Genomic DNA, 26,815 nt, shown 5'->3' with positions numbered 1-26,815 from the left:
TCCAGTATACAACACCCCGGACGAATCCGGGGTGTGCACCATCACATACTTATCGATACATTTCCATCAGCGGACCATGCTCCTCGATCATCTCGTCGCACATCGCAACGATATCATCGATCGAAAGCTCGGCGGCCGTATGAGGATCAAGCATTGCTGCATGATAGACATCCTCTTTCTTTTTGCTTACCGCCGCTTCGACGGCGAGCAACTGGGTATTGACGTTGGTCATGTTCATCGCCGCCAGATGGGCAGGAAGTTTGCCCACCTTGCATGGGTGAACACCGCTGCCGTCCACCAAGCAGGGAACCTCGACACACGCATCTCGGTCAAGATTATCGATCAAATCAGTATTGAGCACATTGCCGTTGATCTTGTACACCGAATTGGTTACCACCGCCTCCATGATATGGGAGGCATACTCAAGCGAGCGTTCATGGCCGATCGAGCCCTGGTTGTGGATTTTCTTCCACTCCTCATCCCACTCGGCGATCTGACGGATGCACCGCCTTGGATACTCGTCCAAGGGAATGTTGAACCGGTCTACCAACTCTGGATAGCCCTTCTTGAGGAAGAACGGATTGTATTCGGCATTATGTTCACTCGACTCGGTGCAGTAATATCCCAGATGCTTGATGTACTCATAGCGGACCATGTCATCGTGCTTTTCAGTTGCGTTCTTGTGCGCAGCCCTCTTCTTGATCTCCGGGTAGAGGTCATTGCCGTCCTTGTCATGCAGACTCAACAGCCAAGCCATGTGGTTTATGCCGGCAATATACTCGACCCTGCCTTCCAGCTTGTCTTCCATACCGAGGCCCTTGAGCAAGGTCTCAGAGCAAATCTGCACGCTGTGGCAGAGCCCTACGGTTTTCACATCGGTGTAACGCAACATGTATGAGGTAAGCATCGCCATGGGATTTGAGTAGTTGAGAAGCAGTGCGTTCGGGCAGACCCTCTCCATCACCTTGGCAAACTCCTCCATAACGGGGATGGTCCTCAAGGCCCGCATCACCCCCCCGATACCGATGGTATCGGCGATGGTCTGCCTCAGTCCGTACTTTTTAGGAATCTCAAAATCAGTAATGGTCGCCGGGTCGTAGCCCCCCACCTGGATTGCATTGACTACAAACACGGCACCACGCAAGGCAGCTTCCAATTGTTCACGCCCATGATAGACCACAATGCTTGCGCGGCCCCCGTTGATGGTATCGTTGATCGCCTGAAGAATCAGCTTCGACTCCTCGAGCCTCTTCGCGTTTATATCGTAGAGAGCCATCTCTGCGTCCCGCAGAGCTTCGGTTCCCATGCAATCACCCAGCACATTGCGTGCAAACACTGTGCTACCAGCTCCCAAAAAGGTAATTTTCATCGCTTCCCCTCTCCTATCTTATGGTCCTCTTATGAGAAATCCAATCGTACCAAGCTATACCAACCACGACATCCCCCACAGGGGAGCCTGACCAGAACAGCTGAGACACTACACAACCAAAGCGCTACAACTTTCCTCCAGAAGTGGCAATTCCTTCAATGAACTGCTTTTGGAAGATGAAGTAGAGAACAATCATCGGTACACAGGCGATCAGTGATGCTGCCATAAGCTCGGGATAGTTGGCTACATACTGACCCTTCATTTTTGCCAATGCAGAGGCCAGGACCAGAGAGTCCTTGCTTGTATTGACGATCATCGGCCACATCAGCTCCTTATAGGCGAACACTGCAGTAAATACGCTCAATGCCACCAAACTGGACTTTGTCAAAGGAGCAAGCACGAGTACAAACGTCTTGCCGATATTCAAGCCGTCAATCTTGGCTGCATCCTCCAGGTCCTTGGGCAGGATCTTGTATGCCTGACGCATCAAGAAGGTACCGAAGGCAGTCACCAGCCCTGGAAAGACCAAGGCAAACGTGGTATTTGTCATTCCCAGCTTGCTGATCATCAAGTACTGGGGAATGATGAAGATCTGAGAAGGGATCATCATCTGGACCAGAACAAGGGAAAATGCCAGTTCTGAGCCGAAGAATTTCAATCTGGCAAAAGCGAATCCAGCCATGCTGGCCGTAATAACGGCACATAGTATTCTGAAGGCAATGAGCAAAAGCGTGTTCTTATACAAGTTCAGGAAGTTGTTCGTGGTAAAGACACGGATAAAGGAATTGAACTGGAACCTTGTGGGGAAGAACACATACGGATCGAGCTGGATTGCTTCTCCTGCCGTCTTGAATGCGGTAAGAATCATCCACACAAATGGAACGATCATGGTCAGTGATACGACAATCAGGACTGCATGCAACAACAGGGTATATACAAGGCTTTTCTTTCTCATGCACACCTCCTAATTGTAATGAACCCATTTTTTCTGGGCGATCATCTGTATTACAGTTATACACATGATGAGAACCAACAAAACAACTACAATCGTTGAACCATACCCAAAATCCCGTTCCACAAAGGAGGATTGGTAGAAGAGATACACCAAAGACTGGGTTTTATACATGGCTGGATTCGACCGCTGTTCCATCACCATGAAAATGGTGTCGAACACCTGCATGGCGGCAATCATACGGGTAACGATGACAAAGAAGAGAATCGGGGAGATCATCGGGACGGTTATATGCCGAAAGGTCTGGATGACGTTCGCCCCATCCAGGTCTGCTGCCTCATAATAGTCCTTGGGGACCTCCTGCAGCCCTGCAAGGAAGAGGATCATATTGTATCCGATATCCGACCATATGCCGATAATGGCAATGGAAAATACTGCAATCGCAGGATCGGAAATCCAGCTTATCTTGAGATTGAAGAGATTGTTGATCAATCCGAATTCCGTATGGTAAAGCCATCGCCATACCATGGAGATAGCTGCCGGAGCAACAACCATGGGTAAAAAGAAAATGGTTCGATAGGCTCCCCTGCCTTTGACCTGCCTGTTGAGCATGACGGCGAGAACCAAGGCGATGAAAACCGAGAAGGGTACCTGGACAATAGTATATTTCAACGTATTGATGATCGACTGCAAAACAGCTTGGTCTGAGAACAGCTTTTGGTAGTTCTTCAATCCAATGAAAATATTTCCCCTGCCGAAATCCCCGGTCTTGTGAAAGCTTTGGTTGATTGTGTTGATCAAGGGAATAATATTGAGAACCATTAAACCGACAATGGTGGGCAGGACCAGAATCCAACCCCAGACAAACATTTGGGTTTTAGTTGTAGAACGTAACGAACGTCTGTTCATGCAGAATCATTCCTTGGAAAAATCCCAGGCAGGGGTTTCCCTGCCTAGGTTCGAAAAGATGGTTCTTACTCCTCGGCAAGAATTGCATTCATCTGGGCGGCTGCTTCCTTGCATCCAGCTTCCATTGAAATTTCCTTGTTCCAGACTCTCAGCATCACGTCAAGGACTGCATTCTCCCACTTGACGGTGTTTCTGGAGAACGGGCGGATAACCATATCGTCCTGCATGTTCAGATAAGCCTGCAGATTGAACTGCGGTACGCCGTTCTTCCATGCATCGCTGGTGTTGTTGTAAGCGGACATCGTAATGCCCAACTGAGCCTGCTTGAGCTGACCTTCCTGTGAACCGAAGTACTCAACAAGCTTCCAGGCATCATCGGTTCGTGTAGAGTTCTTTGCAATCGCCCAGCCAAGACCGTTGTAAATGGAGGGACGACGGCCGGTCTTGCTGTTCTTCGGCAGCATGGCGATATCACAATTCTTCAAGGTGTATTCATTGTCCCTGAAGGCGGGAAGCATCCAAGAACCCTGCATGGCCATGGCGATTTTTCCTGACTGGAGAAGCACGTCTTCCGAACTCTCGGTCATGACAGTCTGCGGAGGCATCAGATTCTCATTGATCATCTTCTCCATCCACTTCATGGCTTCAATGGAAGCAGGGAGGTCCATTCCGGACTTTTTCTTGTCTTCAGAAATGACATAGCCGTTGTTTCCATAAATCAGGTTGTACCAACCAGCCTGGTTGTTGTTGTTGGGACAAGCGAATCCATACACGCTGCCATCAGCCTTGGTAATCTTCTTCGCTGCAGCATAGAGGTCCTCCCATGTCCAGTCATCAGTCGGATAGGCTACGCCGGCCTGGTCGAACAGGGCACGGTTGTACCAAAGGGCAATGGTATCCACGTCCTTGGGAACAGCATAATACTTCTTGTTGTAGGTATACAGGCTCCAGATATCAGCAGGATAGTTCTCAGGATCAATAATAGGGCTCTTGGCAATGCGGTCGGTCACATCAAGCAGCAGATCGTTGGACATATAGCGCTGAGACTCATTCGAGTGCATCCAGAATACATCGGGAAGAGAACCACCCTGGGCTCCTGCGCTGAGCAATGTCCAATAGTTGTTCCAATCGACAACCTGAATTTCTGCAGTTACACCGGTCTTTGCAGTAAAATCATCGATGAGCTTTCTGATGCCAGGCTCCTGGTTGGAGTCCCAAATCATGACGGACAAGGGCTTGGAAACGTCAGCGGTTTTAGCTTTCTCAGCATCTCCACCGGCAAACAGCATCACACTTACGGTAAGAGCAACGAGCAACAAGACAAGAATCCTCTTTTTCATACATATCCTCCTGATTTTTATCTGTTAGAGGCATAAAAACCTCTACACTCCTTTTGTCGTCCAAAGGGTGAGAAAACATAAGTAATTGCTTGGACATATATTATCGTATGCTGGTTTTCCATGAAAACAATGTAGAAATGTTACGAATACATGGAAAAATGTTATGTATAAAAAAGAGACGTACAAGGAGACCGGATGGCTGAATGTATCGGGGACCTCTGGGCAAAGGTCCCCAGACAGCTCTAGCGCCTGAGCTCATCGAGCAATTGGCAGCAGACCAGATACATTCTGGGAATATGGAAGGGCCCTTTGTACATGTTGCCCTTAAGCGGCGTTGAAAGGCTCCCGTCGCGATGCAGATAACCGTACCACTCGCCGAACTCCCGGTCGATGAAGTGGCCTTTGATGTACTGGTGCACCGTATCGAATTGGGTCAGGTAGGATTCTTTACCTGTCATGCTGTAGGCCATGAGGTTGGCGATGGTCGCTTCGCACTGCGGCCACCAGAACTTCATGTCGTGCCAGTACTCGGTGGCGCTACGGCCCAGGGCATCGCGGAAGTAGATGATTCCGCCCATCTCAGCATCCCAGCCCTTGGACCACATCCAATCAAGCATGGTGGTACCCAGATTCATAAGATCGGGGTCGTTGTTTCGGTAGCGCGCCTCATTGAGGATGAACCAGGCGCCCTCGATGGCGTGACCTGGATTCAGTTGCCGTCCCTCGAAGTGGTCGAGCTGCAGCGACCCGTCGGGATTGCACTGTTCGACCACAATCTGCAGTTCAGGACGTACAAAATGCGTCTTGATCTGCTCAAGATACCCATCGATGCGAGCGTTGAATTCAACAACTCGATCGGGAAGGGCGGCACGGAGTTCCTGTACGGTGTTAAGAAGTATCATGGGAAGGCCGAAGCCTATGGAAGCCGTCTCGAATTTGGGAACCAAAACCCCCGGTGTGTTGAGGTACCCCTCCACCTTCAGAAGCAGGTCGTAGGCCTTTTGGGCATAGTCGGGGCGGTTGAACGCCCTGCTGTAGGCTGCAAAACCCAGAATTGCAAAGGTCTCGCTGAAAACATAGCGGATGCGCTTGATCTCCGGCCTGCCTTCTTTGCTGACCCGAAAGAACATCCTCCCGTCGGCAGGGTCGAAGCAGTGCTTCTCAATGAACGAGACCAAGGAGTCGCATGCTGTCTTGAACTCGGCGTTTTTCTCCACCTGGCGATATGCAGTGGCATACGTCCATAGCGCCCGGCCTTGGAACCAGACCGATTTGTCGGTATCGAGAATCGAACCATCCCGGTCCAAAGCAGTATACATGCCGCCATGCACCCGATCCAGTCCATAGCGAAGCCAGAATGGAAGAATGTTGTCCACCAGCATGTGTCGATATTCCTGGTACAACAGGTCAGATGTTTGTTTCATTGCAAATCCTCACATACGAGCCATCATACTCCAATTGGTGCATCCTAGTCACCGGTTTTACTCCCTTGATTATGCCTCTCCGGTATGGCATGATGCTTTGCATGCATACCAAACAAAGCTTGCTGTCCGATTTGAAGAACCTCGGCCTCGACCCGAAAGGGACCACCCTCGCCCACTTCTCCTATAAGAGTTTAGGAGATGTTGAAGGCGGTGCGCAGACCGTAGTAGACGCAATGGTCGAGTACATGCGTGACGGCTTGATGGTCTTCCCCACCCATACGTGGGCGAATGTCAACGACGACCAACCCTATTACAGTGTGAATGAGACCGAGGTCTGCATCGGCATCATACCCGAGCTCGCCAGGAAAACCCCCAACGGCATACGATCGGCACATCCGACGCATTCGGTCGTCGCCTTCGGCAAGGATGCAAAAGCCTTCACCGATGGCGATCAATTGTATACCACTCCCTGTCCTCGTGAAGGGGCCTGGGGCAAACTGCTCGACAGGAACGCAACCATCCTGCTGGTCGGGGTCGGCTTGAACCGTGACACCTTCATCCACGGAGTTGAAGAGTGGCTGGACATCCCCAACCGCATCAACGAGAAGAAGCGCATGCTCTTCATCCGCCTCGCCGATGGAACGCTCGTACCCCGCCCGAACAGCGGGCATGTCGGTCATGTAGCAGAGAACTTTCCCCGTGTTGAAACCATACTGAAGGAGCGGGGCATCCTCAGTGAGGGGAAGCTTGGCGATGCAAAGGTGCTCTATCACAAGACACAACCGCTGACCCGGCTGCTCAATGAGCTGCTTGCAAAGGATCCCGACCTATTCGGCGAACGCTGAACTCTCGGCGATCACCAGGTGCAAAGGAGTAAGCCTATCAAGCTGCTCCAACGAATCCTTCTGCAGAAGGTGTGAGAGATACTCGACTGCAAGCGACCCTAGTTCCAAGCGTTGGTTCGACCACCGCGTCCAATGCTCATGGCAGCCCATCCAATCGTCCTCCAGCACCGCACCCCTGATGTCACTGCCAAGCTTCAGATACTTTCTCTCCAGTAATCGCTCAAAGGGCTCCAACAGGAACAATCGGTCAAAGACTACAACCTTGCACTGCTGGATGAGAGCGAAAGCTTCCTCGCTGATTCTATTTCGCTCATCGGCTTGAACAATGAGCACCTCCAGACCAAGGGACCGGGCGGCATCCAATAAGAATCGACGCTTATCCTTGCGTGGTTCGCGTTCCTGCTCGAAAGACTCCACATACACAAGACTGTGCTGTAAACACAAACCACTGAGATGGTCGACCATCTGGATTATTACTTTCTGGTAGTCGAAGGTGACCCAGTGAGTCGAAACCTCGGCGACCTCGCGCCGTCCGACAAACACCAAGGGATAGTTGGCTTTCACCAACCGCTCGATGCCCTTGTCGTCCCGGTTCACACCCATCATCACAGCCCCGTCGGCCAGCACAATCCTACTCGAGTTCTCCTCGGTGGGTCGGTTGTTGAGAATCAGGATGTCATAACCCAACTTCTCTGCAGTTTCCTGGATACCGACGAAGAATCGGTAGTACTCATTCTCCGACTCAACCGGGAAAATCTGTTCATAGGTGAAGACGGCGATCAGGGAGTTGGTTCCGTTCTTCAGTTTGCGCGCCGCCATGTTGGGCACATACCCTAGGCTGGCGGCACACTCCAGGATTTTCTCCTTCGTCCTCTGGGCCACCCGGATGCTCTGCCCGTCCTTGCCGTTGAGTACGGCGGACACCGAGGCGTAGGAGACTTTCGCCTCCCGGGCTACATCCTGCAAGGTTACCCGCTTGAACTCTTTCATCCTACAAATGCTCCTGCATTGCGAAGTGTAGCATGGAGTGCATCCAAATCAAGATGTAAAAGGTCTGTGTTTGTCTGGATAGCCAGGGCGACGGCGGCGCCGGCCCCCTGCCCGATGGCTCCAGCCGACGGACTTACCCGAAGACTTGCATGGGCTGTAAACTCGCAGCTGATGTTCCTGCCCGCCGCCAGTACATTGGGTACCTGCTCGTTGAGCAGGCTCCTCAGTGGTATGGTATAGTAGCCGCCTTCGCGAAGGAAGGTCGAGTCAGTTTCAGCCCCATCGGGAGAGTGTATGTCGATTGGATATCCACAGGCTGAGATTGCATCTTCAAAGATGGTCTCATTCAGCAAATCCTGTGCAGTGATCCTATAGGCACCCTTCAGTCGACGTGAACTTCGTACCCCGATCCTGGGCCCGCTATAGGTCATCCGGGCCTTCTCAAAGCCGGGTATATGGGTTTTGAGAAAGCCATACAGCTCCCAGACTTGTCGCCTGCCCTCCAGCTCGGCTTCGGTGAGCTCAAGCGGCTTGACCGGATTCTTATCCAGCACCCGCGTCATATTCACAATTACTTCATTCTTTGCATTGGTCTCAAAGCAGAGCACGATGTCGCGGTCGAAGGTAATCTCACCCTTTTGTATGCCTTCGCCCATGATTTGCTGGAAACCTGAGAAGGAGAGCCGGCTCGCCTGATGCTGCAAGCCGGCCTTGGGGGCAAGGAACGGGAAAAGTTCTACATCGCTGTCCATAAGGTTGCGGATAACCGAGAGATCGACATCCACCAGCTTGAAGTTCATGGTAAGCGGTTGGTCTTTCCCATCGCTCTCCCTTCCCTGCTCGAACGGAATGCCTGCCATGGCGATGAGGTCGGCATCACCGGAGGCATCGATGAAATAGGTGCCCTCGACGCTGAAGAGGTTGCCTGCGCACAGGCAGGTAATCGTACCCAACCTTCCATCAATTACCTTCGCCACTACAACCGAGGTGTGATAGAGCAATTGCACCCCGGCCTCAAGGCACATCAGCTCAAGTTCACGCTTCATTCCTTCGCTGTCAAACGGTGTGACGGTATAGGTATAGCCGGTTGAGTCGATGATGTGGCCGACCGACAAGCCTTTTTGTACCAAACGCTGGATCATCTCATCGACAAGGCCGCGTACGACCTGCTTATCCCCGGCATGGAAGGTCATCATCGGGCCCGTTCCGCAGGCTGTCAAACTTCCCCCCAGGTAGCCCTCCTCCTCGATGAGCAGGACTCGAAGGCCTTCACGGCCGGCGGCAACGGCCGCCATCGATCCTGCGATACCGCCTCCGACAACAACCAGATCGTAGTGAGTATGGGTACTGCTTTGCATAGAGTGCTCCTTCTTATTTCAATCCAGAGTTGACCATGGAGTCGGAAACCTTCTGTTGGAAAATGAGATAGACAACCATGATGGGTAAAATGGATAAGGTGGTCGCCGCCAGTTGCAGATGCCACTGGGGAAGACCGTAGGTATCGTTGAAATTCGTCAGCGAGAGCGGGAGAGTGAATTTCTCCAGCGAGCTGAGAAATACCAAAGGTTCGAGATAGGTGTTCCAGACGGCGATGAAGGCAAGGATGGCTACCGAACTCAGTACAGGAACTGCGACCGGCAGCATGATCCGCACAAAGATCCCGAGCGGATTGAGCCCGTCGATGCGGGCGGCTTCCTCAAGCTCGTTGGGCACCGTCACATAGAACTGACGGAGCATGAAGGTGGAGAAAGCCCCCTGGCTGCCGAAGATCGCCAGCAGAATCAAGGGCGTAAGGGTATCATGCGCCCCCCAACTGCGCATTTGGAAAAACAGGGGGATGATGGTGACCTCGATGGGCATCATCAATGCCGTAAGCAGCAAGAGAAACGCCGCATTTCTGAAGGGAAAGTGCATGCGGGCGAAGGCATAGCCCGCCAAGGCGGACAAGAGCACATTGCCGAATGTCCCCAGCAGAGCCACTGCCAGCGTATTGGCGTAGTGGCGGGCAAAAGGCTGGACGGTGAAGATGTCCCGATAGTTTGAAAACGCCCACGAGGTAGGCAGAAGCTTTGGAGCGCCGAAAATCTCGGCACTTACATTCAATGAGTTCACTACCATCCACCAGAAGGGATAGACGAAGAGAACGGTCAGGATGAGCATCAAGAGCCAGTAAGGGATCTGTTTAAGGTGTGTATTAGTTTTCATAGTAGGAGATCCTCTTACGGGTAACCCATTGGATTACCGTTAAAAGCAGCACGATCAAAAAGAGTACTACGGCCAAGGCAGAGGCAAAGCCGGTGTCGAACATCCGAAAGGCTTGGTGGTAGATGTAATAAACCATGACCATGGTCGACCCTTCAGGACCTCCATCGGTCATAAGCTTGATGGTATCGAAGACCCTCATCGAGCCGATGATCGTGACGATGGTCACCATCATGACGGTGGGCATCAAGAGCGGCAGCTTGATCTTGAAAAACAAGGTGAAGCGTTTGGCTCCATCGATGCGGGCGGCTTCGATGACATCACCGGGCATGTTCAAAACCGCTCCCATGAAAATCAGCACGTTCATGCCCAGGTTCTTCATCACCCGAGTGACGATGACGCTGCTCATCGCCCACCCCTTCTCGAACAACCAGTTCGGCCCGGTGATGCCGAAGAACGAGAGAAAGGCATTGACAGGGCCGGCGTCCCCACCCTGCAACAGGTACTTCCATACAATCGCCCAGGCAACTCCCGACGTCACCACCGGCAGAAAGATGATTCCCCTGACAAACCGAGTCCCGGTCCTGCCCCCACCGAGGTAGAGGGCAAGCAGGAGGCTGAATACCAAGTTGAGGGGAACGACCCCGGCGCTGAAGATCAGGGTATTGACCAATGACTTGGCGAACAGCGGATCTTTGGCGAGCAGGCGGAAATTCTCAAGTCCGGTGAACAGGCTGGTGCCGAACAGCAGATTCTTCTCCTGCATGCTGTACACAAATACCGAGGCCAACGGGAGCAGGACGAAGATGATAAAGCCTGCCATCTGCGGGGCGATGAACGCCCAGCCGATGACTGCTTCCCTTCGATGACTCGCCTTCAGGGTTTGCATCCTCATTCGTCCCCTCTCCTATCAAAATAGTTATTTAGTGTGCTTTGCGTAGATTGCAGCCACCTCGTCGAGAATCGCCTTGACGTTGGCATTTGCGTTCCACAGCTTATCAAAGACCATCTTCGATTCTACTTCAATCTGGGGGTACTTCACATGGCTGGGAAGTACGCGACCGCTCTTGATTGAGTCGGCGACGGCTCTCTGCATCTGCTCCTTGGTCACACTCTTATTGGAGGTCAGGAAGGCTTCGGACTCAAGCACCGACTTGCGGGCCGGCGGCCAAATGCCTGCCATGGCGGCTACCGAGCTCTTGTTGGTCATGTAGCCGACAAGTTCGCTTGCCAGCTCTACATTCCTGCCCTTGGAATTTGCACCAATGGCAGCCTGTCCGATCACAGGAGATTCTCCCTTGGGCCCTGCAGGCATCGGGGCAAGACCCCAAGCGAATGCAGCCTCATTAAGCTTCGATACGCGGGAAATCTGTCCGACGGTCATCGCAGCATTGCCGGCAAAGAAGTCGCTCTGGTTTCCAGGAGGTACCACCGAGGCATCCTTGTACACCATGGTATGGAACAAGGTTACCGCTGCCACCGATTCCGCACTGTTGATCAAAACCTTTCCGTCATCAGTCCAGAAGTCACCGCCGTAGGAGCGGACCATCGGAGCGAGGTTGTGCAGAATGCGTGCGTCGTAACCCTGTCCGTCAACGGTCTGCAGGCCCCACACACCGGTCTTGTCCTTGATCGTCTTGCTGACGGTTCTGAAGGCATCCCAGTTCCAGGTGCCTTCGGCGGCATACTGTTCGGGAGTTTTCAGGCCGGCCTTGGCAAAAAGATCCTTGTTGTACAGGATGAAGAACGGGGAAGTCGAGAAGGGAATCGCGTAGACATCACCGCCCTTGCTCCACAGCTCAAGAGCATCGGCGGAGATGTCGGCAGGGTCGTAGGCTTTCATCCCGTCGTTGAGTTTGGCAAGCAGGCCGCTCTGAATGAAAGCCGGGGCTGCCGTTTCCAAGACCCAGAACAAATCAGGACCACTTGAGCCTTGCAGCTCCAGGGAGAGCTTGGTGTTGTACTCTGCAAACGGAATCGATTCAAAGGTTGCCTTGATTTCGATGCCCTTCTCCTTGGCAAAGCCTTGGACAAAGGAATCAAGCAGCGCAATCTGGTCGGGGTTGCTCGTCCAGGTGGCAATGGTCATGGCTACGGGTCCTGCAGGGGCTTTTGTCTCGGAAGTTCCCTGTGAAAATGCCATCGGCATACTCAACACAAGAACAAGCAACAGGGCGAGGGCACGGACCACCCCCTTGGTGTGTTTCAAGTTCATACATTCCTCCTTAATTGTTTGATTAATCATTTAATCAGTACCTGTATCGTATATCCTAGCCTACAATCCGTCAACAAAAAAAATTCTTCTTACGAGAAGCCTGACGAATCGGAATAGAAATTCCGGTGAGAATGGGAACTGAGAGAAAAGAATACTGTTTGGGAATCAGGTAGTTCGTTTGGCAGAGAACACCAGGTGGGGCATCGAGACACCGCGATACTGCTTGACGAATCTACCGCGTACAAGCATGCCGTTGCGAATGGCTACATTCATCGAGGCTATATTTGTATCGCGGATGATCGAATAGACTTCATTCGCTTCCAATACAGAGAATGCATACTCTTTGCAGGCTTTAGCCGCCTCTATAGCAAATCCCATCCCCCAGTACCGTCGGTTCAGCAGGTAGCCGATCTCGAGCACCGTTGCTTGCTCGATGGACTGCCAGGTCAAGCCCGCCATCCCGATCATAGCCCCGCTCTCGCGCAGGATGACAGCCCACAGGCCGAATCCGTCCTGTTTGTACCTAAGAATGTTCTTGTCCAGCCATGCCTGGGTCTCTGCATCACTGAAGGGCCCCTCGTACGCATACATGGTCTGTTCATCCTGGACGATGGCCGCAAGAGAGGAATAGTCTGCCTGATTGAGTTCCCTGAGGTATAATCTGGAGGTTTCGATCACATGCTTCATGAAAGCATGACCAAGCTGACCGCCATCACGATCATGCCGGCAATGACGCCGGTGATGGCGACATGGTGTTCGCCATACTCCTCGGCGGTGGGCAGCAGTTCATCAAGGGAAATATAGACCATAATGCCGGCAACTGCGGCGAAAACAAACCCGAAGGTAATGTCGTTGAACCAGCGCCTGAGCAAAAAGAAGCCGATGAAGGCTCCTACCGGTTCAGCAAGGCCTGACAGCAAGCTGTACCAGAATGCTTTCTTGCGGCTCTTGGTGGCATAGTAGATGGGAGCCGAGACGGCTACGCCTTCGGGAATATTGTGGATGGCTATGGCCACTGCGATGCTGATACCCAACTTCGGCTCACTGATGGCGGCCATAAAGGTGGCCAGGCCTTCGGGAAAGTTATGGATGGCAATGGCCAGGGCACTGAAAAAGCCCATGCGCATGAGCTTCGAGTCATTGGAATCGACATAGGGCTTGGTCTCAGAGCCATGGTCCTGTATTTCGTGGGGGTTTTCGTAGTCGGGTATGACTTTGTCGATGATGGCAATGACGGCTATACCGGCAAAGAAGGCTACGGTGGTCAGTGTATACCCGGCCTTTGCGCCCAAAGCACCTTCCAATGACTCCCGTGCTTTCACAAAAATCTCGATCATGGCGACATAAATCATGACGCCTGCAGAAAATCCGAGGGCGGCGGCGAGGAACTTCGGATTGAATTTCTTGGAAAAGAAACTCATCAACGAACCTACACCGGTACCAAGGCCTGCAAACACCGTCAACCCAAAGGCAAATAGCAGCGTTGAGACGTCGAATTCATACATGGCATGCATCTCCCGATGGCTCCACCCTACCACGACCTTGCCAAGCGGAGCAACTGTCTTTTATCGATTCGCTTTGCAACTGGAGAACCCCGCCCGAAGCAGAAATACTGATGATTGGTCGAATAGGAGGACTCTATGGAAGAAAAGAAACAGAACGAGAAGCTCTCAAAACCCAAGATTGCAATCCTGGCCACGTTTGCCTTGGTGTTGCTCTTTATTTTCACCTTCGGGTGCTACGGCTGCAGCTACCAACCTGTCTTCGAGGAGCCTACCATCGAAGAGGCAATCGATGTAGTCTCCCGTCTTGCGGGCAATCGATGGGAGATCGATGACACCGAGGGAATTCCGGTCCTGCCGGAGTTATTCGGCCTCTCTTTGAAGGAAATCTCATTCGGCAATGCCGTTGTACAGGCTAGTGAGCTTGAGATGACCCTGACGGCAACCAATCGGGCCGTCCTGTTCGGTAGACTTGTATTTGACGAGGATGGAGGCTTTGCAATGTACTATGAGGGGGATGCGCTGCCGATTACCATCAGCTACTCCCAAAGCCGCGATGGACAGAGTGAAATGGTTACGCTGGTCGGAGAGGAGAGCAACACGCACTGCTACTACTTGAAAATATAAGCGTTTATGGCGATATTACCGTAAAGGGAAAATGAAACCCCTGATAAAGGATACCAGCCTATGATACGATATACACCACACGATGCAACGTTGCTCAAGGAAGAGCACACATTGGTCACCACCCCTTTCCTGCTTGATATGCTCGACTCAGCCTTGATCGAGAACATCCAGCGGGGAAATATTGAAGCTGCCTACGGCGTACTGGACTTGAGCATCAATCTGGCACAGACGCTTGAGGGCAACACGCTCTCCGAAGCTGAAGGAAGGAAAATTCTTCTGAAGGTGAAGAAGGCGATGAGCAAGGGAAATATCGCTGGAGCAAAACAGCACATGGTGGAGTTTGCACTGCGATAATGCACTATACAAGAGACGTGACAAACAAGGGTCTTTCGCACAGGCGAGAGGCCCTTTTCTTTGTCATTCGTCCTCACCTCTGTGTTCTGTCAGCATCTCATCCACCCAATCCTCTTCAATGTACACCATTTTGTTTCTTCCGGTTACACGGCGATTGGGACCGGGACGGTAGTTTTTGCATGATTTGGGACCATAACAGAAGGTCTCCGTGCGATATTTGCGGATCCAGGGCTTCCACTGGTCGACGATGATTTCAACTGCCATCCTGCAACCCCACATACAAGATGTACATGCCGTTTCGTACGTTTTGGCAGCAAGGCGTCTAGGACCCCGCTGGCGATAGTTCTCCAACGACGGAGGAACAGGTTGCTCTGATTCGGCTTCAAACACCTTGAAGCCGGTTACCCGGTAGTAGTCCACGCTCTCCAACTTGCTGTCTTCCACTGGCTTGCAACAGCCTGATACTGCCATGCCAACCCTCAACTGATGCTTTTCCTGTAGCTTCTCACTGATGCCTACCAGCAAGGGAGTTCCCTCTGCCTCAACGATGGTCAGGGCATAGCCAAGGTAGCTGTGCCAAGATTGGTCAAAGGACCGATTGAGCCTTATTCTTGGTTGAATAGAGCTTATTACTCCATGAAAGGGTCGCGTATTCTCACTCATGTCAGCGCCCGATGCTGTAATACTCCACCCCGGCTTCCAACATGGCCCTGGGGTTGAAGAGGTTCCTTCCGTCGTAGACCAGAGGTGTGCGCATGAGCTGTTTGAAGACCGAGGGAGAAAGGCTTCGGATCTCAGGCCAATCGGTAAAGATGAAGCAGACCTGGGAACCGGTAAGCGCTTGTTCGACACTCGAGGCATACTGCATCTCAAATTGGTACTGGCGCTTGCAGTTCTCCTCTGCAACAGGGTCGAAGGCAGTGATTAACGCGCCCTGATCCAAGAGAAGCGGGATATTATAGATGGAAGGCGACTCCCTCAGGTCATCGGTACCTGCCTTGAAGGCCAAACCAAGCACCGCCACCTTGATGCCGTTGAAGGTGATCATACGATTGCAGGCCTTGCGATAGAGCTTGTAGCGCTGCTCGTTGTTCACATCCACTGCAGCACTCACGGTCCTGAGGTTGTAGCCGTACTGGGTTGCCAGATACTGCAACGCCTTGGTGTCCTTGGGGAAGCAACTGCCGCCATAGCCGATGCCGGCTTTCAAGAAGCGTGAGCCGATGCGTTCGTCATAGGACATGCCCAATGCCACGTCCTCGATGTTGGCTCCGACGAGTTCACAAAGGTTCGCCAAATCGTTCATGTAGGAAATTTTCAATGCAAGAAAGTCGTTGGCTGCATACTTAGTCATCTCGGCACTGCGTCTGCTGACTGCAACCACAGGCAGGTTGAAGGGCTTATAGAGTTCACGCAGGAATCCTTCTGCATGCTTGTCCTCCACCCCGATGACGATGCGCTGTGCATGCATCATGTCATGCACTGCGGTGCCCTGGGCGAGGAACTCAGGATTTGAGGCAACTTCGATACGCACCGGATGGACCAAGGAGTCCTTGATGAACTGCTCGACCTTGTCGTTCGTGCCAACCGGAACGGTGGACTTCACAACGACCAGGCAGTCTCGTTCGACGTTTTCGGCAATCTGGCGGGCAACTGAAGCTACGTAACTCAGGTTGGCCGATCCGTCGGGAAGCTCGGGAGTGCCGACGCCGATGAAGATGACATCGGGATTCCTATACGCCTCTTGGTAGTTGGTGGTAAAGTGCAAAAGGCCCTTCTCCAGACCTTCCTGCAGATACTCTTGCAAATCAGTCTCGTAGATGGGGCTGAGGCCTTTGTTCAGCATCTCCACCTTCTTCTCGTCGATATCCACACACGTTACATGGTGCCCTACCTTGGCAAAGCACACGCCTGCCACCAATCCTACATACCCGGTTCCCGCAATGGTCAAATGCATGTCTGTCCCCCCAAACTCCCTTGATTGTCCCACAGCTTCCGGTTCTCTGCAACACCTTCCAAGCGAATCAAAACTAACTTTGAAAGTGAGTCAATACATGCTTCACTCCTTCGGTTTCAATCAATGCAAGATATGACTGAAACAAAGGCTGAAGGACATCATACTGCTCACCTGCAAGCCCGATGAGGCCAAAGAACGGTTTCACGTCTAAATCCAGCAGTGAAACGGCCTTTATAAGAGCTTCACAAGCCTGGTCATCAACCAACGACGCATGCCTACGTAGGAAATGAGCCCACAGGGCGAGCGTACAGACCATCACCTTGTGAGGCAGGCCTTTCTCCAAAGCAATCCTGAGTGCTGGAACCAGGGCATTGGCGAATTTCTTGGAACCGTCCTGGGCAAGGCGCAGCAGCGTATCGCTGCAATACGGATTGGAAAAGCGTTCGATCAGCTGGTCCTTGTATGCCTCGAAGTCGTAGCCGGGGATGGGAAGCAGCGTATCCCCTACTTCACACATGTAGCGATCCCGGATGAACGACCGGAGCGTTGCATCAGCGAGAGCCTCATCCACATAGGCATACCCCGACAGGAGGGCCGGATACGCCAAGGCGGAGTGGCTGCCGTTGAGCAGCCTGATCTTCATCGTCTCAAAGGCCTCAACATCCTTGGTGACCAAGGCACCCGCCTTCTCAAAGGGAGGGAGCCCATCCAAGCCTCTTGGCTCGATCACCCACTGCAAGAAGTCTTCACTGACCACCAGCCACTCATCCCTCAAACCATACTCCCTCTCTACAAACTGAATATCCTCGGTCTTGGTGCTGGGGGTAATCCTATCCACCATGGATAGAGGGAAAGCAACCTTTTGTTCAATCCACGGTACAATGGATGGAAATGCCTTGGAGCAATATTGGAGGATGCACCGTTTCAACACATACCCGTTGGAGGGAATGTTGTCGCACGAGGCGATGGTGAGCTTCTCCCTGTTCTCTTGGCAACGCTCAAACAGGGCGAGCGAAAGGTATCCTATCGCCGACTGTGGATCCTGGGGACTATGCAGGTCGTGCTGCAACAGGGGGTGCTGCCAGTCCAGGGCCTGGGTGTGGTTGTCGTAGCAATATCCCTTTTCAGTGATGGTGAGTGTGATGAGTTTTGTCTGAGGCCGCTTCATCAGAGCGATGGCTTGTCTCTTGTCCTCCCACCCCTTGGTATAGCCAAGGATGCACTCGATGACCGTCATCTGTCGGCCTCCGGCAGGGTCTCTGCTGCAGAGGGTGTACAGATACTCCTGCTTTTTAGCAATCTCGTCTGTATGGGAGGGGACAAGATCAATCTCCTCGATGCCCCAGTCCGTCACTCCTTGCTCTAAAAGTTGGTGCAGATAGTAACAGAAGTGCGAGCGATGAAAGTGCCCGAGGCCCAGATGCACGATATGCGGCTCGAGCGTTGTTCGATCGTATGATGGGACCTTGATTCTTGTATCCAGAGAATGAAGATTACATTTGCCAAGCATGGTGTTTTCACCTCCGCCCTTCAGCCTACCACCTTCTTTGGATTTTACAATGAAGTGTGGCAACAATTCCGTGGTATAGTTTTTGCGGAGGATTTCATGCACAACATCAAGGCAGCGAGCGTACAGTTCCGGCATAAGGCGGGGGACAAGCAGGCAAACCTGAAGACCATTACACACTTTGTAGAGCAGGCAGCAAACAAAGGAGTCAACCTCATCGTCTTTCCCGAGATGTGCATCACCGGTTACTGGCATGTGCGCAATCTCAGCAAAGAAGAGATCATAGACCTTGCAGAACCAGTTCCATCCGGTTCATCGGTCCACTATCTGAGGAGTCTTTCCCTGCAATATGGCATGACCATCGGAGCGGGGTTGATTGAAATTTCAGAGCAAGGCGAGCTCTACAATTCCTATGTCGTGACGCTCAGCGACGGCACTGTCCACACACACAGAAAACTGCATACCTTCATCAGCGCCCATATGCAAAGCGGGTCCTCCTACACCGTCTTCGACATTCCAGAGGGAGTGAGGTTGGGAGTACTTACCTGCTACGATAACAACATCGTGGAGAATGCCCGCATCACGGCCCTTCTGGGGGCTGAGGTGCTGCTCGCCCCCCACCAGACAGGCGGGTGCAACTCTGCTAGTCCGAAGGGTATGAAGCGAATCGATGTTGCACTGTGGGAGGAGCGTTCAACAAAAGAAGCAGAGCTCCTCTCTGAGTTCCAAGGCCCTAAGGGCCGACAGTGGTTGATGCGCTGGCTTCCCTCCCGTGCCCATGACAACGGCATGTTCCTAATCTTCAGCAACGGGGTTGGAAGGGATGACGATGAGGTACGTACCGGCAATGCCATGATCCTCGACCCCTACGGAGAGATACTTACAGAGTCAAAAGCGATCGAGCAGGATATGGTTATTGCTGAGTTGGATGCTTCATTGCTTCCCTCAAGCAATGGCAGACGATGGATGAAGGCCCGCAGGCCCGAGCTCTACTCCCCTCTCTCAGAGAAAACAGGGAAGGAAGAGGATACCAGAACGGTGAGATTCCACTATGAATGATACATTAACTCTTAGCAATGTAAGGAATCAATTTTCTTTCTGATAAGTACTCGATAGGGAATTTATAAATATGCTTTCATCTTAGGATGTGAAAAAAGACATTCCCTGAGGGTATATGTCAAGCTATGGGAAATCACTTGCAATGTAATATATTTTATAGTACTATCTATGTGTGAACTACATCATAAAAATGTCATCCAAGTTCAGCAAAGTAATTAGGGAAATGCCAAAAAATGCCAAAGAAACGTTACGGCATTTGATTGACGATATTAAGGAGACTGGCCCGGTGCAACCGAAGTATCATAATTTTAGTGCATTGGGAAAATAAACGTATCATTGCCATCTTGCGTATCATTGGGTAGCATGTTGGCGATGTGAAAAAGACACATGGATTGTGGAGGTACTATATGTTGGTAGTCGTGAAAAAGCCCCCTATTAATTTCACTGTCTCGGGGAAAATTCCTAAACATCTTCTGGATTCTCTCTCCTCTGAATATAAAAACTATATGCATATAGAATTTGAGGAGGAAGAAGATACCTTGATGGAAGTTCAAGAAATGGCTTGGTACAAGGAGTCGAAGGCCGAAGAGACTCCAGGAGGCAACTTGCGTTTCTACCGGAGGCTTGCCCATATGAATCAGACCGAGCTTGGCAGCAAGCTGGGAATCTCCAAGCAGTTTGTATCCAACATGGAGAACGGGATCAAACCCATAAGCAGGGCTATGGCCCTTAAGCTGGGATCCTTGTTCGATGTGCCTGCAGGCCGATTCATCTAGTTGATAAACCGATACTTCGTGGCAGGACCTTTACCAACCATTTCAACCACCTTCTGCTGTTGTAAATCAAACAGTACCTTCTTGGCCATAGATAGTGATTTACCAATGTATTGGGCGAATTCCTTGGAGGAAAAGAATCCTTTTGCTGAGAAATATCGCTTCATGACAGGAATGTCGTAGGGATACTCTGGAGCATCAGAAACATAATCGGCGCTTGATTGCCTTCTGAACATGACCAGTTTCACATGATGCTCAAGCTCGATGAACTGAGGCTCCCCGAGACCAGCTTCAAGGCAACTTGCTATGATGAGGTTGATACCTATACCTTGCTTTTCCATATATCCTTTCTTCCTCAAGGCATCGGAAATCAAGGGATTTCGGTATCGAGAAAGGCCTTCCTTGAGATTCTCTGGATTGATGGGAGCATAGAACGTACCCGGATTCAAGAATTCAATCCTATCCGGAAAAAGAGTAATCCGCGTAGGAGCCTCATAGTCGTAAGCCCTATGTGCCACTGTATTGACAAGTGCTTCACGAATGGCAGTTTGCGGTATGTCATACGCTACCGGACGCTTGACCAATCCATCCAGCTCATAGTGTGAGCCCAGAAGACTCATGATGAAAGCGTACACTTGCTCAACCATGGGAATGAGCCCACCAGAAAAATCCTCTTTCTTGATCAAATACCGTTTATCATCATCTGCATAGACACTTACCGCAATTCCTGACTCTGCTATGATTTTTTGATGATTAGGGTAGAATAACAGCGTTCCGGCAACATTTGGGATGGTCCTGCCCGATACTTCTGCTAAAGCATATCCAGCTCCAATGAGTATCGATTGGTCATAGTCGGTGAACAGATTCCCAAGCAAATCTTTCGAGAGATCCTCATAGGAAATCTCTGGACAGGGTTGCTGTTCGTACCGTACCCCACTACGGCTCTGGGAGAATTGCTCGATTGCATAGGTATCAGCAACCCTGTTATGAGCGCCAAAACGGATGAACACCCCAAGGGGATACCCTACTCTTTTCAGAAAATAAGGTTTCTGCGGGCCTGGAAATACACGGATTGTTACACAGGTCTTCCCTCCGATATGCTGTTCGTACAAGTCTACCGCAATTTGTGGTGATACGGCATCTACGATAGCCTGAGGTAGTTCTTGGCTATAGCGTTCAATATCGTCCCTGTCTAAACCGACAATCAGCCGATCACTATCCCTGATACCGATGATGATTGTTCCTCCCTGCGTGTTTGCGAAGGCTGTGACTGTCTCCAGCAGTCGGGAGTAGTCATCTAACCGTTCCTTAAATTCCAGGATTTTTGACTCGATTGATTCATATCGCATGGCATCCTCCATATCTGATATTATCCGATATTATCCGATAAAGCTAGTATTATCGGATTATTTCAAGTGATTTTCCGACACTTCTCGTGATACCTATTCAAGAAATGATCAGAGACACCCAGATAGTTGTGTATCCTGATTGTAAAAACCCCTTCCTGCATCCGCAAGAAGGGGCCTGTATTGAGTATATACGTTCTTAGTTATGAGCAGGCTTATAGTGGTTACCCACCAAGTTGGCTGCCACCACCAACAGTGTTGAGAAGAATATCATGATGATTCCCAAGGCAGAGAGCCTGCCCCACAGCCCATCCTCGCTGAAACGAAGAATCTGAACTGCCAGAACCTCCGTACCAGGACGGGAGAGCACCACCGAAAGGGAAAGTTCGCGCAGGAACATCGTAGCCATCAACACCCAGCCGGAGACAATGCCTGGAACCAGGAGAGGGACCACGATGCGTCGCATGGTGGTCAGCAGGCTTGCACCACACACAGCCGAGGACTCCTCCAAGTGGCTGTGAATCTGCACAAATGCACTGGTCAACGGGCGAATGCCATACGGCAGGTAGGTGGCGATGTAGCCGATCAAGAGAGCCCAGATGGTTGCATAGAGCGGCGTCTTGATGAAGAACCACATGAACCCGATACCGATGACGATACCAGGGAAGGAAAAGGAGAGGAAACTAAGCGACTCAAGCACACCAGCAGCCTTGCTCTTCACCTTTACGATGACATAGGCGACAAAAAGCGAAAGGACCGTACCCAAGGTCGCCCCCACGATTCCGAGGAACAGACTGTTCTTCAAGGAGAGCAGGGAAATCGGGTCCTTCATGACCGTCTTCCAGTGCTCAAGATTCATCATGGAGAACGCTCTTGCGCTCGGGACCATCGAATACGGGACGAACGAGGTATAGAGCAGGACCAGAACAGGAAGGACGATCAAAACGAAAGAGACCAGCAGCAGGACGATGAACAAGGGAATCCTCGCCTTCTTGAGCTCGATTACCACCGGTTTGAAGCCGCGGCTTGAGACCGTGACGAACTTCTCGCTGCTGCGGGTGAAATAGCGGTAGACATAAATGAGGGAGATGGAGAGTACCAGAATGCTCATCCCGATTGCTGCAGCCTTGCCGTAGTCTGCGATAAAGCCTGTGTTGACCGTTCGGTAGATGTAGGTCGCAAGAACGTATACACGTCCTGGCATTCCCAAAACCGAAGGAACGGCAAAGGAGGCAAGACAGCGCACTACGCACAAAATGAAGGCGGCCAGGATGGCAGGACGTAACACAGGCAGGGTGATCTTGAAGAGTGTCTTCATGTTGCTTCCGCCGAAGACCTTGGAGGATTCTTCAAGCGATACGTCAAACGAGGCCATGGCGGGAGAGATGATCAGATAGGCAATCGGCAAGTCCAGCAAGCCTTCCACCATGATCATACCCGGAAGAGAATAGATGTTGAAAGGAGCCTTTGCCAAACCAAAAGCCTGCTGAAGCCACAGGTTCAGAATCCCGTTGGAGGGATTGAGCAAGAGCGCCCAACTGACGGCAAACAATACGTGGGGGATCATCATCGGCACTACCGAAAGGACCTTGAACAAGAACTTCCAATGGATGTTCGTCCGGTTGTTCAGGTATGCCAGAAAAAGTGAGAGAACCGTCGCAAAGAGTGCAGAGCCGCCTACGAACACCACGGTGTTGAGAAGGACCGCCAACAAGGCGGGGTCGGTGTAGACGGAGATATACTTGTCGAAGGTAAAGGCGCCTACGTTGCGCAGCCCTTTCGAAAAGCTTCCGATCACCAACATGACCACCGGGGCCATGGTGAGCAGAACGAGAATAAGAATCAATAGATAGGTAAGCTTTGTATGCCGTGTTTTTGCCATAGAAGCCCTACCTTGCTACCAATAGACAGTGCTCTGCTGCGATGGAAACCACCACCTCATCCCCTTCCTTCACCTTCGAATCGGGATCGACTTTCACCATTATCAGTTGATCGCCGACCATGATCTCACTCTCATACACCTCTCCGACAAACACCATGGTGTGCATTCTTCCGGTCAAGGTATTCTGATGCTTCCCCTTATCCGCCGGATCGATCAGGTCGACGAACTCCGGCCTGATACAGAGGGTAATCTCACTGCCTGCAGGAAACTCCCGTTTGCTGCAGGTGAACGTTCCAATGGCGGAAACAACCTTGGTGAAGTCCTTCCCCTGCTCCTGGATGGTCACCGGAAGCAGGTTGGAACGACCGATGAAATCGGCTACAAACTGATGCTCGGAGTCGAAGTAAATCTTCTTCGGGTCTCCAATCTCAATAATATTGCCCGCCCGCATGACACCGATCTGGTCGCTGAGAGCCAGCGCTTCAATGCGGTCATGGGTTACATACACTGCGGTAATCTGCAGCTCACTGAGGAAGCTGCGCAGCTCCTTGCGGGTCTCCTCACGAAGCTTGGCATCAAGGTTGGAGAGCGGCTCATCGAACAAAATGACCTTGGGCTCGGCAACGAGCGCCCTCGCAAGGGCGACACGCTGCTGCTGACCGCCCGAAAGACGGGTTGCAGGACGACTACCGAAGCCCTCAAGCTGGACGAACTGCAGGGTCTTCTCGACCCTGCGCACGATCTCATCCTTGGGAAGCTTCATGTTCTGAAGCGGATAGGCAACATTGTTGAATACATCCATGTGCGGCCAGATTGCGTAGGTCTGGAACACCATACCCAGTCCCCGCTTCTCGGTAGGGACATCGATGCGTTTCTCACTTGACCACACAATGGTGTCCCCGATACGAATCTCCCCTTCATCAGGGGTTTCCAGGCCGACAATGCTCCGAAGCAGCGTGGTTTTACCACAACCGCTGGGACCAAGCAGGGTAAAAATCTTATTCGCTGGAATGGTGAGGTTCACCCCGTCCAGTGCCTTGATGATTTTCCCCTCGGAATGATAGTACTTCTTGACGCCGCTGATCTGAATTTCCATCCGCTTCTTCCTGCTTTCCGTATCGGTTATTTCTTTTCGAAAATCTTTTCGAACTCAGCACCCCACTTCACCAGTTCCTCGTCGGAAAGCTCGCGAATGGCGATGACCTCAGCCTTCTCGATATCCTTGATCGGGGGGTAGACACCCGGAGTCAGCACATACTCGCCGACTTCGTTTGCCAGCATGCCCATGGCCTTGTTGGAAAGCCAGTACTCCATGAATGCTTTCGCAGCGTTGGGATGGGGGGCGTCCTTGGTGATGGCAATGGCTCGGGGGCTGCCGAGCATCGGCTGCGATACCTGTGCCCACGCCAGCGGAGCCGGAGCTTTGGTTACGATGTACTTGGGCATCGAAATGCCGATTTTCTTCTCACCGCTCTCGATCGGGGCGGGAGTCGGGCTGAAGGATGCGACGAACATCGGGTTGTTGGCAGCAAGACCGCGCAGGAAGTCATACCACTCTTTCTCGGTGGCAAAGACATGTTCCTTCAAACCTACGAGCCAGCTGATGGTCGTTGCATGGCTGGCAGGGTTTGCCATGACAATCTGATCCTTCCACTTGGGATCGGTCAAATCTTCATAGCGCTTGGGAACATCGGCCGGAGCAACGAGCTCGGTGTTGTAGATGAGTGCGACATATTCAATGCCAAAGAGGTAGATGCCGTCCCTTCTCGCCCACTCGGGATAGGTCTCGCCCATCGGGGAGACGTAGTCGGCGATCACGCCCTGTTCCTTGAGGATTTCCAGCACCGGAAGCGGTCCCTGCAGTACGTCGGCGGCAAGCTTGCCGGCTTCGAACTCGGTGAGCACGGTGGAGACAAAGCGTGCAGTCGATAGTCGGGTGTTCTCTGCAGCAACCCCGGTATCGGCAGTAAATGCTTCGATGATCGGCTCAATGGAGGTAATACTGGCATACATGGAGACCTTGTCCTCCAAGGCTGTACTGGCAGGTGCTGCAGCTTCTTTCGAACCGGCGGCAAAGACTGAGCCGAGAACAAGCAGCATAATCAAGAGAAAACCCAAAGCACGTTGTGTGTGTTTCATGCAAACCTTCCTTTTCGGGGACAACCCCTCACTTGAAGGTATCATGCTCACATAGGGCGGTCAACGATTATACGATTTTTTGCAAACCAGCAACAAATTTGTAGGTTTTCATGTCTGAAATAGGGCACGGAATGTGAAACAAGGGAAAACCATTCAAAGCTGAAAACTCAATACATGCGCCCATTCCTTACTTCTGAGCATATTCTCTGGTACAGTGTTCCAAAGCTGACTCCACTCTGCAGCTCCTCAAGAAATGCTACTTTCCAGCGATATCCTTGAGCAATAATGGCGTCATACCCGGTTGCATGAAGAACCTTGTCCTGCGCATAGAGAAGCTTCGCATCCTCTTCAATAGGCAAGAGAGAAACATCGACACAGCCAAGATTTCTCACATGTTCGACATGTCGTCGTTCGGTTGTGAAAAAACCACGGGTCTGCAACTTCAAGAGTTCTATTGCAGACTTGGCCATAAGAGGATTCTGATAAAACATTGAATTTCCTGAATCGAATATAGGAGCCATACCAACAAAATCCAAGGAATATGTATCCCTTAGCACACCAAAGTTATTCAAATGCCGGTCGACATTGGAAAGCAGGAAATCGGTGACAATCTGATAATCCAGAAAAGAATACACCACATCCTCTCCCAAACCACCTTCAATTGCCTTGGCTATGAACCGGCTAAACAAAGGAGAGCTCTTGGCCAAGGATTCGCTGCCAACCAAGTCCCATGCGGGAATGAACTCCAAAACATTGGAAGTAAAGCAGGCACACGAACAGGCAAGTCGACCATTGGTTTTCTCCTGTATCAATTCATAAGGCACATACCTGCCACTTTGTTGCTGCGATGCGTGAATAGCTGTCGCAAACACCTCATTCAAACTTTGTTGAACAGAAAGCCCTACACTATCCTTTATGAGGTATCGTATTCCACCCTTGATCACCCATTTCTTTGGAAGATCACCCCCTGTAGAGGCAGAAGGCGAAAAGGACCTGAACCGGTTGGTGTCCTGCAATACTGAGAAACTCTCGCTGAAATTGTTGGAAAATAGACTGACCTCATCCCAATGCAGAGAACTCTCAAGCGGCTTGACCCAGTAATGGTCGTTCAAGCTCAACCCTAGATTCCTAAGCAAGAAGCTCTGAGTGGTTGGGATATTGTATTGCCGCAAAACCTCCAGGATATAGCCTTGGGTCTTAGGAACCGCCCGATCTCGCCACCATGCAGCAAAATTTTCAACGTTGATGTGTGCCCGGTAGGGGACCAAATGTATATTTCTTATTTCCAAGACACGAAGAAGATAACCGTCCTCCGAATTGAATTCCAATACGGCGACCTCATCATCCCTATGCATGCAGATGTACTTGGCAGGTATCATTGAGGGCTCCCATGCTTCATTGCTAATCAGTATATCACACTACA

Annotated in this window: 25 protein-coding genes; 5 read left to right on the top strand and 20 right to left on the bottom strand. The window is 51.5% G+C overall.

What is annotated here, in order from left to right; translation table 11 throughout:
- Nucleotides 1-49: 49 nt before the first annotated feature.
- The 5 genes from melA to MUG09_RS02345 form a co-directional block, all read right to left on the bottom strand.
- On the bottom strand, nt 50-1,369 hold the full coding sequence (gene melA, locus MUG09_RS02365; protein WP_244773140.1) for an alpha-glucosidase/alpha-galactosidase: 1,320 nt from the start codon (nt 1,367-1,369) through the stop codon (nt 50-52).
- A gap of 124 nt (nt 1,370-1,493) precedes the next feature.
- On the bottom strand, nt 1,494-2,324 hold the full coding sequence (locus MUG09_RS02360) for a carbohydrate ABC transporter permease (protein WP_244773138.1): 831 nt from the start codon (nt 2,322-2,324) through the stop codon (nt 1,494-1,496).
- A gap of 9 nt (nt 2,325-2,333) precedes the next feature.
- The gene (locus MUG09_RS02355) at nt 2,334-3,230 is read right to left on the bottom strand and encodes a carbohydrate ABC transporter permease (protein ID WP_244773136.1); all 897 of its coding nucleotides are present in this window, start codon (nt 3,228-3,230) and stop codon (nt 2,334-2,336) included.
- 65 nt (nt 3,231-3,295) lie between these two features.
- Complete coding sequence (locus MUG09_RS02350; RefSeq protein ID WP_244773134.1) at nt 3,296-4,570, bottom strand: ABC transporter substrate-binding protein; 1,275 nt, start codon at nt 4,568-4,570, stop codon at nt 3,296-3,298.
- Nucleotides 4,571-4,812: 242 nt separating this feature from the next.
- Nucleotides 4,813-5,994 (bottom strand): AGE family epimerase/isomerase, encoded by a 1,182-nt coding sequence (locus tag MUG09_RS02345; protein ID WP_244773132.1) that lies wholly within the window; start codon nt 5,992-5,994, stop codon nt 4,813-4,815.
- 101 nt (nt 5,995-6,095) lie between these two features.
- On the opposite strand from MUG09_RS02345, the gene MUG09_RS02340 reads away from it, so the two are divergent.
- Entirely contained in the window at nt 6,096-6,839 is a 744-nt protein-coding gene (locus tag MUG09_RS02340; protein WP_244773124.1) for an AAC(3) family N-acetyltransferase, read from the top strand.
- On the opposite strand, the gene MUG09_RS02335 is transcribed toward MUG09_RS02340, so the two are convergent.
- The 7 genes from MUG09_RS02335 to zupT all read right to left on the bottom strand — a co-directional run bounded on the left by MUG09_RS02335 (nt 6,822) and on the right by zupT (nt 13,751).
- Nucleotides 6,822-7,829 carry a LacI family DNA-binding transcriptional regulator gene (locus MUG09_RS02335; RefSeq protein ID WP_244773123.1) on the bottom strand — a complete coding sequence of 336 codons (1,008 nt, stop codon included), beginning with the start codon at nt 7,827-7,829 and terminating at the stop codon, nt 6,822-6,824. The genes MUG09_RS02340 and MUG09_RS02335 overlap by 18 nt on opposite strands.
- Nucleotides 7,826-9,187, bottom strand: coding sequence for an FAD-dependent oxidoreductase (locus tag MUG09_RS02330; RefSeq protein ID WP_244773121.1), 1,362 nt, complete (start codon nt 9,185-9,187; stop codon nt 7,826-7,828). Before MUG09_RS02330 ends, MUG09_RS02335 begins: the two co-directional genes overlap by 4 nt.
- A gap of 13 nt (nt 9,188-9,200) precedes the next feature.
- A complete protein-coding gene (locus tag MUG09_RS02325) occupies nt 9,201-10,034 on the bottom strand; it encodes a carbohydrate ABC transporter permease (protein ID WP_244773119.1) in 834 nt (277 codons plus the stop codon).
- On the bottom strand, nt 10,024-10,926 hold the full coding sequence (locus MUG09_RS02320; RefSeq protein ID WP_244773117.1) for a carbohydrate ABC transporter permease: 903 nt from the start codon (nt 10,924-10,926) through the stop codon (nt 10,024-10,026). The genes MUG09_RS02325 and MUG09_RS02320 overlap by 11 nt, the downstream gene beginning before the upstream one ends.
- A gap of 24 nt (nt 10,927-10,950) precedes the next feature.
- On the bottom strand, nt 10,951-12,246 hold the full coding sequence (locus MUG09_RS02315) for an ABC transporter substrate-binding protein (protein ID WP_244773115.1): 1,296 nt from the start codon (nt 12,244-12,246) through the stop codon (nt 10,951-10,953).
- Nucleotides 12,247-12,411: 165 nt separating this feature from the next.
- Nucleotides 12,412-12,933, bottom strand: a complete 522-nt coding sequence (locus MUG09_RS02310; RefSeq protein WP_244773113.1) for a GNAT family N-acetyltransferase — start codon at nt 12,931-12,933, stop codon at nt 12,412-12,414.
- Nucleotides 12,930-13,751 carry a zinc transporter ZupT gene (gene zupT / locus MUG09_RS02305; RefSeq protein WP_244773111.1) on the bottom strand — a complete coding sequence of 274 codons (822 nt, stop codon included), beginning with the start codon at nt 13,749-13,751 and terminating at the stop codon, nt 12,930-12,932. The genes MUG09_RS02310 and zupT overlap by 4 nt, the downstream gene beginning before the upstream one ends.
- Nucleotides 13,752-13,886: 135 nt before the next feature.
- On the opposite strand from zupT, the gene MUG09_RS02300 reads away from it, so the two are divergent.
- A complete protein-coding gene (locus MUG09_RS02300; RefSeq protein WP_244773109.1) occupies nt 13,887-14,375 on the top strand; it encodes a hypothetical protein in 489 nt (162 codons plus the stop codon).
- Between the two features lie 60 nt (nt 14,376-14,435).
- The gene (locus MUG09_RS02295) at nt 14,436-14,729 is read left to right on the top strand and encodes a hypothetical protein (RefSeq protein WP_244773107.1); all 294 of its coding nucleotides are present in this window, start codon (nt 14,436-14,438) and stop codon (nt 14,727-14,729) included.
- A 63-nt stretch (nt 14,730-14,792) separates the two neighbouring features.
- Here the strand turns inward: MUG09_RS02295 and MUG09_RS02290 are convergent, their stop codons facing one another.
- From MUG09_RS02290 to MUG09_RS02280, 3 genes are all read right to left on the bottom strand, one after another.
- The gene (locus MUG09_RS02290) at nt 14,793-15,392 is read right to left on the bottom strand and encodes a hypothetical protein (RefSeq protein ID WP_244773105.1); all 600 of its coding nucleotides are present in this window, start codon (nt 15,390-15,392) and stop codon (nt 14,793-14,795) included.
- A gap of 1 nt (nt 15,393) precedes the next feature.
- Nucleotides 15,394-16,686, bottom strand: coding sequence for a UDP-glucose dehydrogenase family protein (locus MUG09_RS02285; protein WP_244773103.1), 1,293 nt, complete (start codon nt 16,684-16,686; stop codon nt 15,394-15,396).
- A gap of 73 nt (nt 16,687-16,759) precedes the next feature.
- The gene (locus MUG09_RS02280) at nt 16,760-18,196 is read right to left on the bottom strand and encodes a mannitol dehydrogenase family protein (protein ID WP_244773102.1); all 1,437 of its coding nucleotides are present in this window, start codon (nt 18,194-18,196) and stop codon (nt 16,760-16,762) included.
- A 96-nt stretch (nt 18,197-18,292) separates the two neighbouring features.
- On the opposite strand from MUG09_RS02280, the gene MUG09_RS02275 reads away from it, so the two are divergent.
- Both MUG09_RS02275 and MUG09_RS02270 read left to right on the top strand, forming a co-directional pair.
- A complete protein-coding gene (locus tag MUG09_RS02275) occupies nt 18,293-19,252 on the top strand; it encodes a nitrilase family protein (RefSeq protein WP_244773100.1) in 960 nt (319 codons plus the stop codon).
- A gap of 506 nt (nt 19,253-19,758) precedes the next feature.
- Nucleotides 19,759-20,028: a helix-turn-helix domain-containing protein gene (locus MUG09_RS02270; protein WP_244773098.1), complete on the top strand. Its 270-nt coding sequence runs from the start codon at nt 19,759-19,761 to the stop codon at nt 20,026-20,028.
- Here MUG09_RS02270 and MUG09_RS02265 read toward each other — a convergent pair.
- From MUG09_RS02265 to MUG09_RS02245, 5 genes are all read right to left on the bottom strand, one after another.
- On the bottom strand, nt 20,025-21,374 hold the full coding sequence (locus tag MUG09_RS02265) for an RNA-binding domain-containing protein (protein ID WP_244773096.1): 1,350 nt from the start codon (nt 21,372-21,374) through the stop codon (nt 20,025-20,027). The two genes, MUG09_RS02270 and MUG09_RS02265, sit on opposite strands and share 4 nt — an antisense overlap.
- A 196-nt stretch (nt 21,375-21,570) precedes the next feature.
- Nucleotides 21,571-23,253: an ABC transporter permease gene (locus MUG09_RS02260; protein WP_013606102.1), complete on the bottom strand. Its 1,683-nt coding sequence runs from the start codon at nt 23,251-23,253 to the stop codon at nt 21,571-21,573.
- A 7-nt stretch (nt 23,254-23,260) separates the two neighbouring features.
- Nucleotides 23,261-24,349, bottom strand: a complete 1,089-nt coding sequence (locus MUG09_RS02255) for an ABC transporter ATP-binding protein (protein WP_244773094.1) — start codon at nt 24,347-24,349, stop codon at nt 23,261-23,263.
- A gap of 26 nt (nt 24,350-24,375) precedes the next feature.
- Entirely contained in the window at nt 24,376-25,392 is a 1,017-nt protein-coding gene (locus MUG09_RS02250) for an ABC transporter substrate-binding protein (protein WP_013606100.1), read from the bottom strand.
- Nucleotides 25,393-25,559: 167 nt separating this feature from the next.
- Nucleotides 25,560-26,771: an excisionase gene (locus MUG09_RS02245; RefSeq protein WP_244773092.1), complete on the bottom strand. Its 1,212-nt coding sequence runs from the start codon at nt 26,769-26,771 to the stop codon at nt 25,560-25,562.
- Nucleotides 26,772-26,815 lie beyond the last annotated feature (44 nt).

The sequence above is a fragment of the Sphaerochaeta associata genome (genome assembly GCF_022869165.1).
GTDB lineage: Bacteria > Spirochaetota > Spirochaetia > Sphaerochaetales > Sphaerochaetaceae > Sphaerochaeta > Sphaerochaeta associata.
Note: the sequence above shows the minus strand (reverse complement) of the source record. Positions and strands in the feature narration are given on the sequence as shown.

Bases quoted from the DNA above. Each gene is read 5' to 3' on its own strand.
- MUG09_RS02280 (WP_244773102.1), bottom strand. From the start codon at position 18,196: ATGCTTGGCAAATGTAATCTTCATTCTCTGGATACAAGAATCAAGGTC.
- melA (WP_244773140.1), bottom strand. From the start codon at position 1,369: ATGAAAATTACCTTTTTGGGAGCTGGTAGCACAGTGTTTGCACGCAAT.
- MUG09_RS02290 (WP_244773105.1), bottom strand. From the start codon at position 15,392: ATGAGTGAGAATACGCGACCCTTTCATGGAGTAATAAGCTCTATTCAA.
- MUG09_RS02345 (WP_244773132.1), bottom strand. From the start codon at position 5,994: ATGAAACAAACATCTGACCTGTTGTACCAGGAATATCGACACATGCTG.
- MUG09_RS02285 (WP_244773103.1), bottom strand. From the start codon at position 16,686: ATGCATTTGACCATTGCGGGAACCGGGTATGTAGGATTGGTGGCAGGC.
- MUG09_RS02245 (WP_244773092.1), bottom strand. From the start codon at position 26,771: ATGATACCTGCCAAGTACATCTGCATGCATAGGGATGATGAGGTCGCC.
- MUG09_RS02325 (WP_244773119.1), bottom strand. From the start codon at position 10,034: ATGAAAACTAATACACACCTTAAACAGATCCCTTACTGGCTCTTGATG.
- MUG09_RS02360 (WP_244773138.1), bottom strand. From the start codon at position 2,324: ATGAGAAAGAAAAGCCTTGTATATACCCTGTTGTTGCATGCAGTCCTG.
- MUG09_RS02300 (WP_244773109.1), top strand. From the start codon at position 13,887: ATGGAAGAAAAGAAACAGAACGAGAAGCTCTCAAAACCCAAGATTGCA.
- MUG09_RS02335 (WP_244773123.1), bottom strand. From the start codon at position 7,829: ATGAAAGAGTTCAAGCGGGTAACCTTGCAGGATGTAGCCCGGGAGGCG.
- MUG09_RS02350 (WP_244773134.1), bottom strand. From the start codon at position 4,570: ATGAAAAAGAGGATTCTTGTCTTGTTGCTCGTTGCTCTTACCGTAAGT.
- zupT (WP_244773111.1), bottom strand. From the start codon at position 13,751: ATGTATGAATTCGACGTCTCAACGCTGCTATTTGCCTTTGGGTTGACG.
- MUG09_RS02260 (WP_013606102.1), bottom strand. From the start codon at position 23,253: ATGGCAAAAACACGGCATACAAAGCTTACCTATCTATTGATTCTTATT.
- MUG09_RS02270 (WP_244773098.1), top strand. From the start codon at position 19,759: ATGCATATAGAATTTGAGGAGGAAGAAGATACCTTGATGGAAGTTCAA.
- MUG09_RS02265 (WP_244773096.1), bottom strand. From the start codon at position 21,374: ATGCGATATGAATCAATCGAGTCAAAAATCCTGGAATTTAAGGAACGG.
- MUG09_RS02340 (WP_244773124.1), top strand. From the start codon at position 6,096: ATGCATACCAAACAAAGCTTGCTGTCCGATTTGAAGAACCTCGGCCTC.
- MUG09_RS02255 (WP_244773094.1), bottom strand. From the start codon at position 24,349: ATGGAAATTCAGATCAGCGGCGTCAAGAAGTACTATCATTCCGAGGGG.
- MUG09_RS02320 (WP_244773117.1), bottom strand. From the start codon at position 10,926: ATGAGGATGCAAACCCTGAAGGCGAGTCATCGAAGGGAAGCAGTCATC.
- MUG09_RS02275 (WP_244773100.1), top strand. From the start codon at position 18,293: ATGCACAACATCAAGGCAGCGAGCGTACAGTTCCGGCATAAGGCGGGG.
- MUG09_RS02330 (WP_244773121.1), bottom strand. From the start codon at position 9,187: ATGCAAAGCAGTACCCATACTCACTACGATCTGGTTGTTGTCGGAGGC.
- MUG09_RS02355 (WP_244773136.1), bottom strand. From the start codon at position 3,230: ATGAACAGACGTTCGTTACGTTCTACAACTAAAACCCAAATGTTTGTC.
- MUG09_RS02315 (WP_244773115.1), bottom strand. From the start codon at position 12,246: ATGAACTTGAAACACACCAAGGGGGTGGTCCGTGCCCTCGCCCTGTTG.
- MUG09_RS02295 (WP_244773107.1), top strand. From the start codon at position 14,436: ATGATACGATATACACCACACGATGCAACGTTGCTCAAGGAAGAGCAC.
- MUG09_RS02310 (WP_244773113.1), bottom strand. From the start codon at position 12,933: ATGAAGCATGTGATCGAAACCTCCAGATTATACCTCAGGGAACTCAAT.
- MUG09_RS02250 (WP_013606100.1), bottom strand. From the start codon at position 25,392: ATGAAACACACACAACGTGCTTTGGGTTTTCTCTTGATTATGCTGCTT.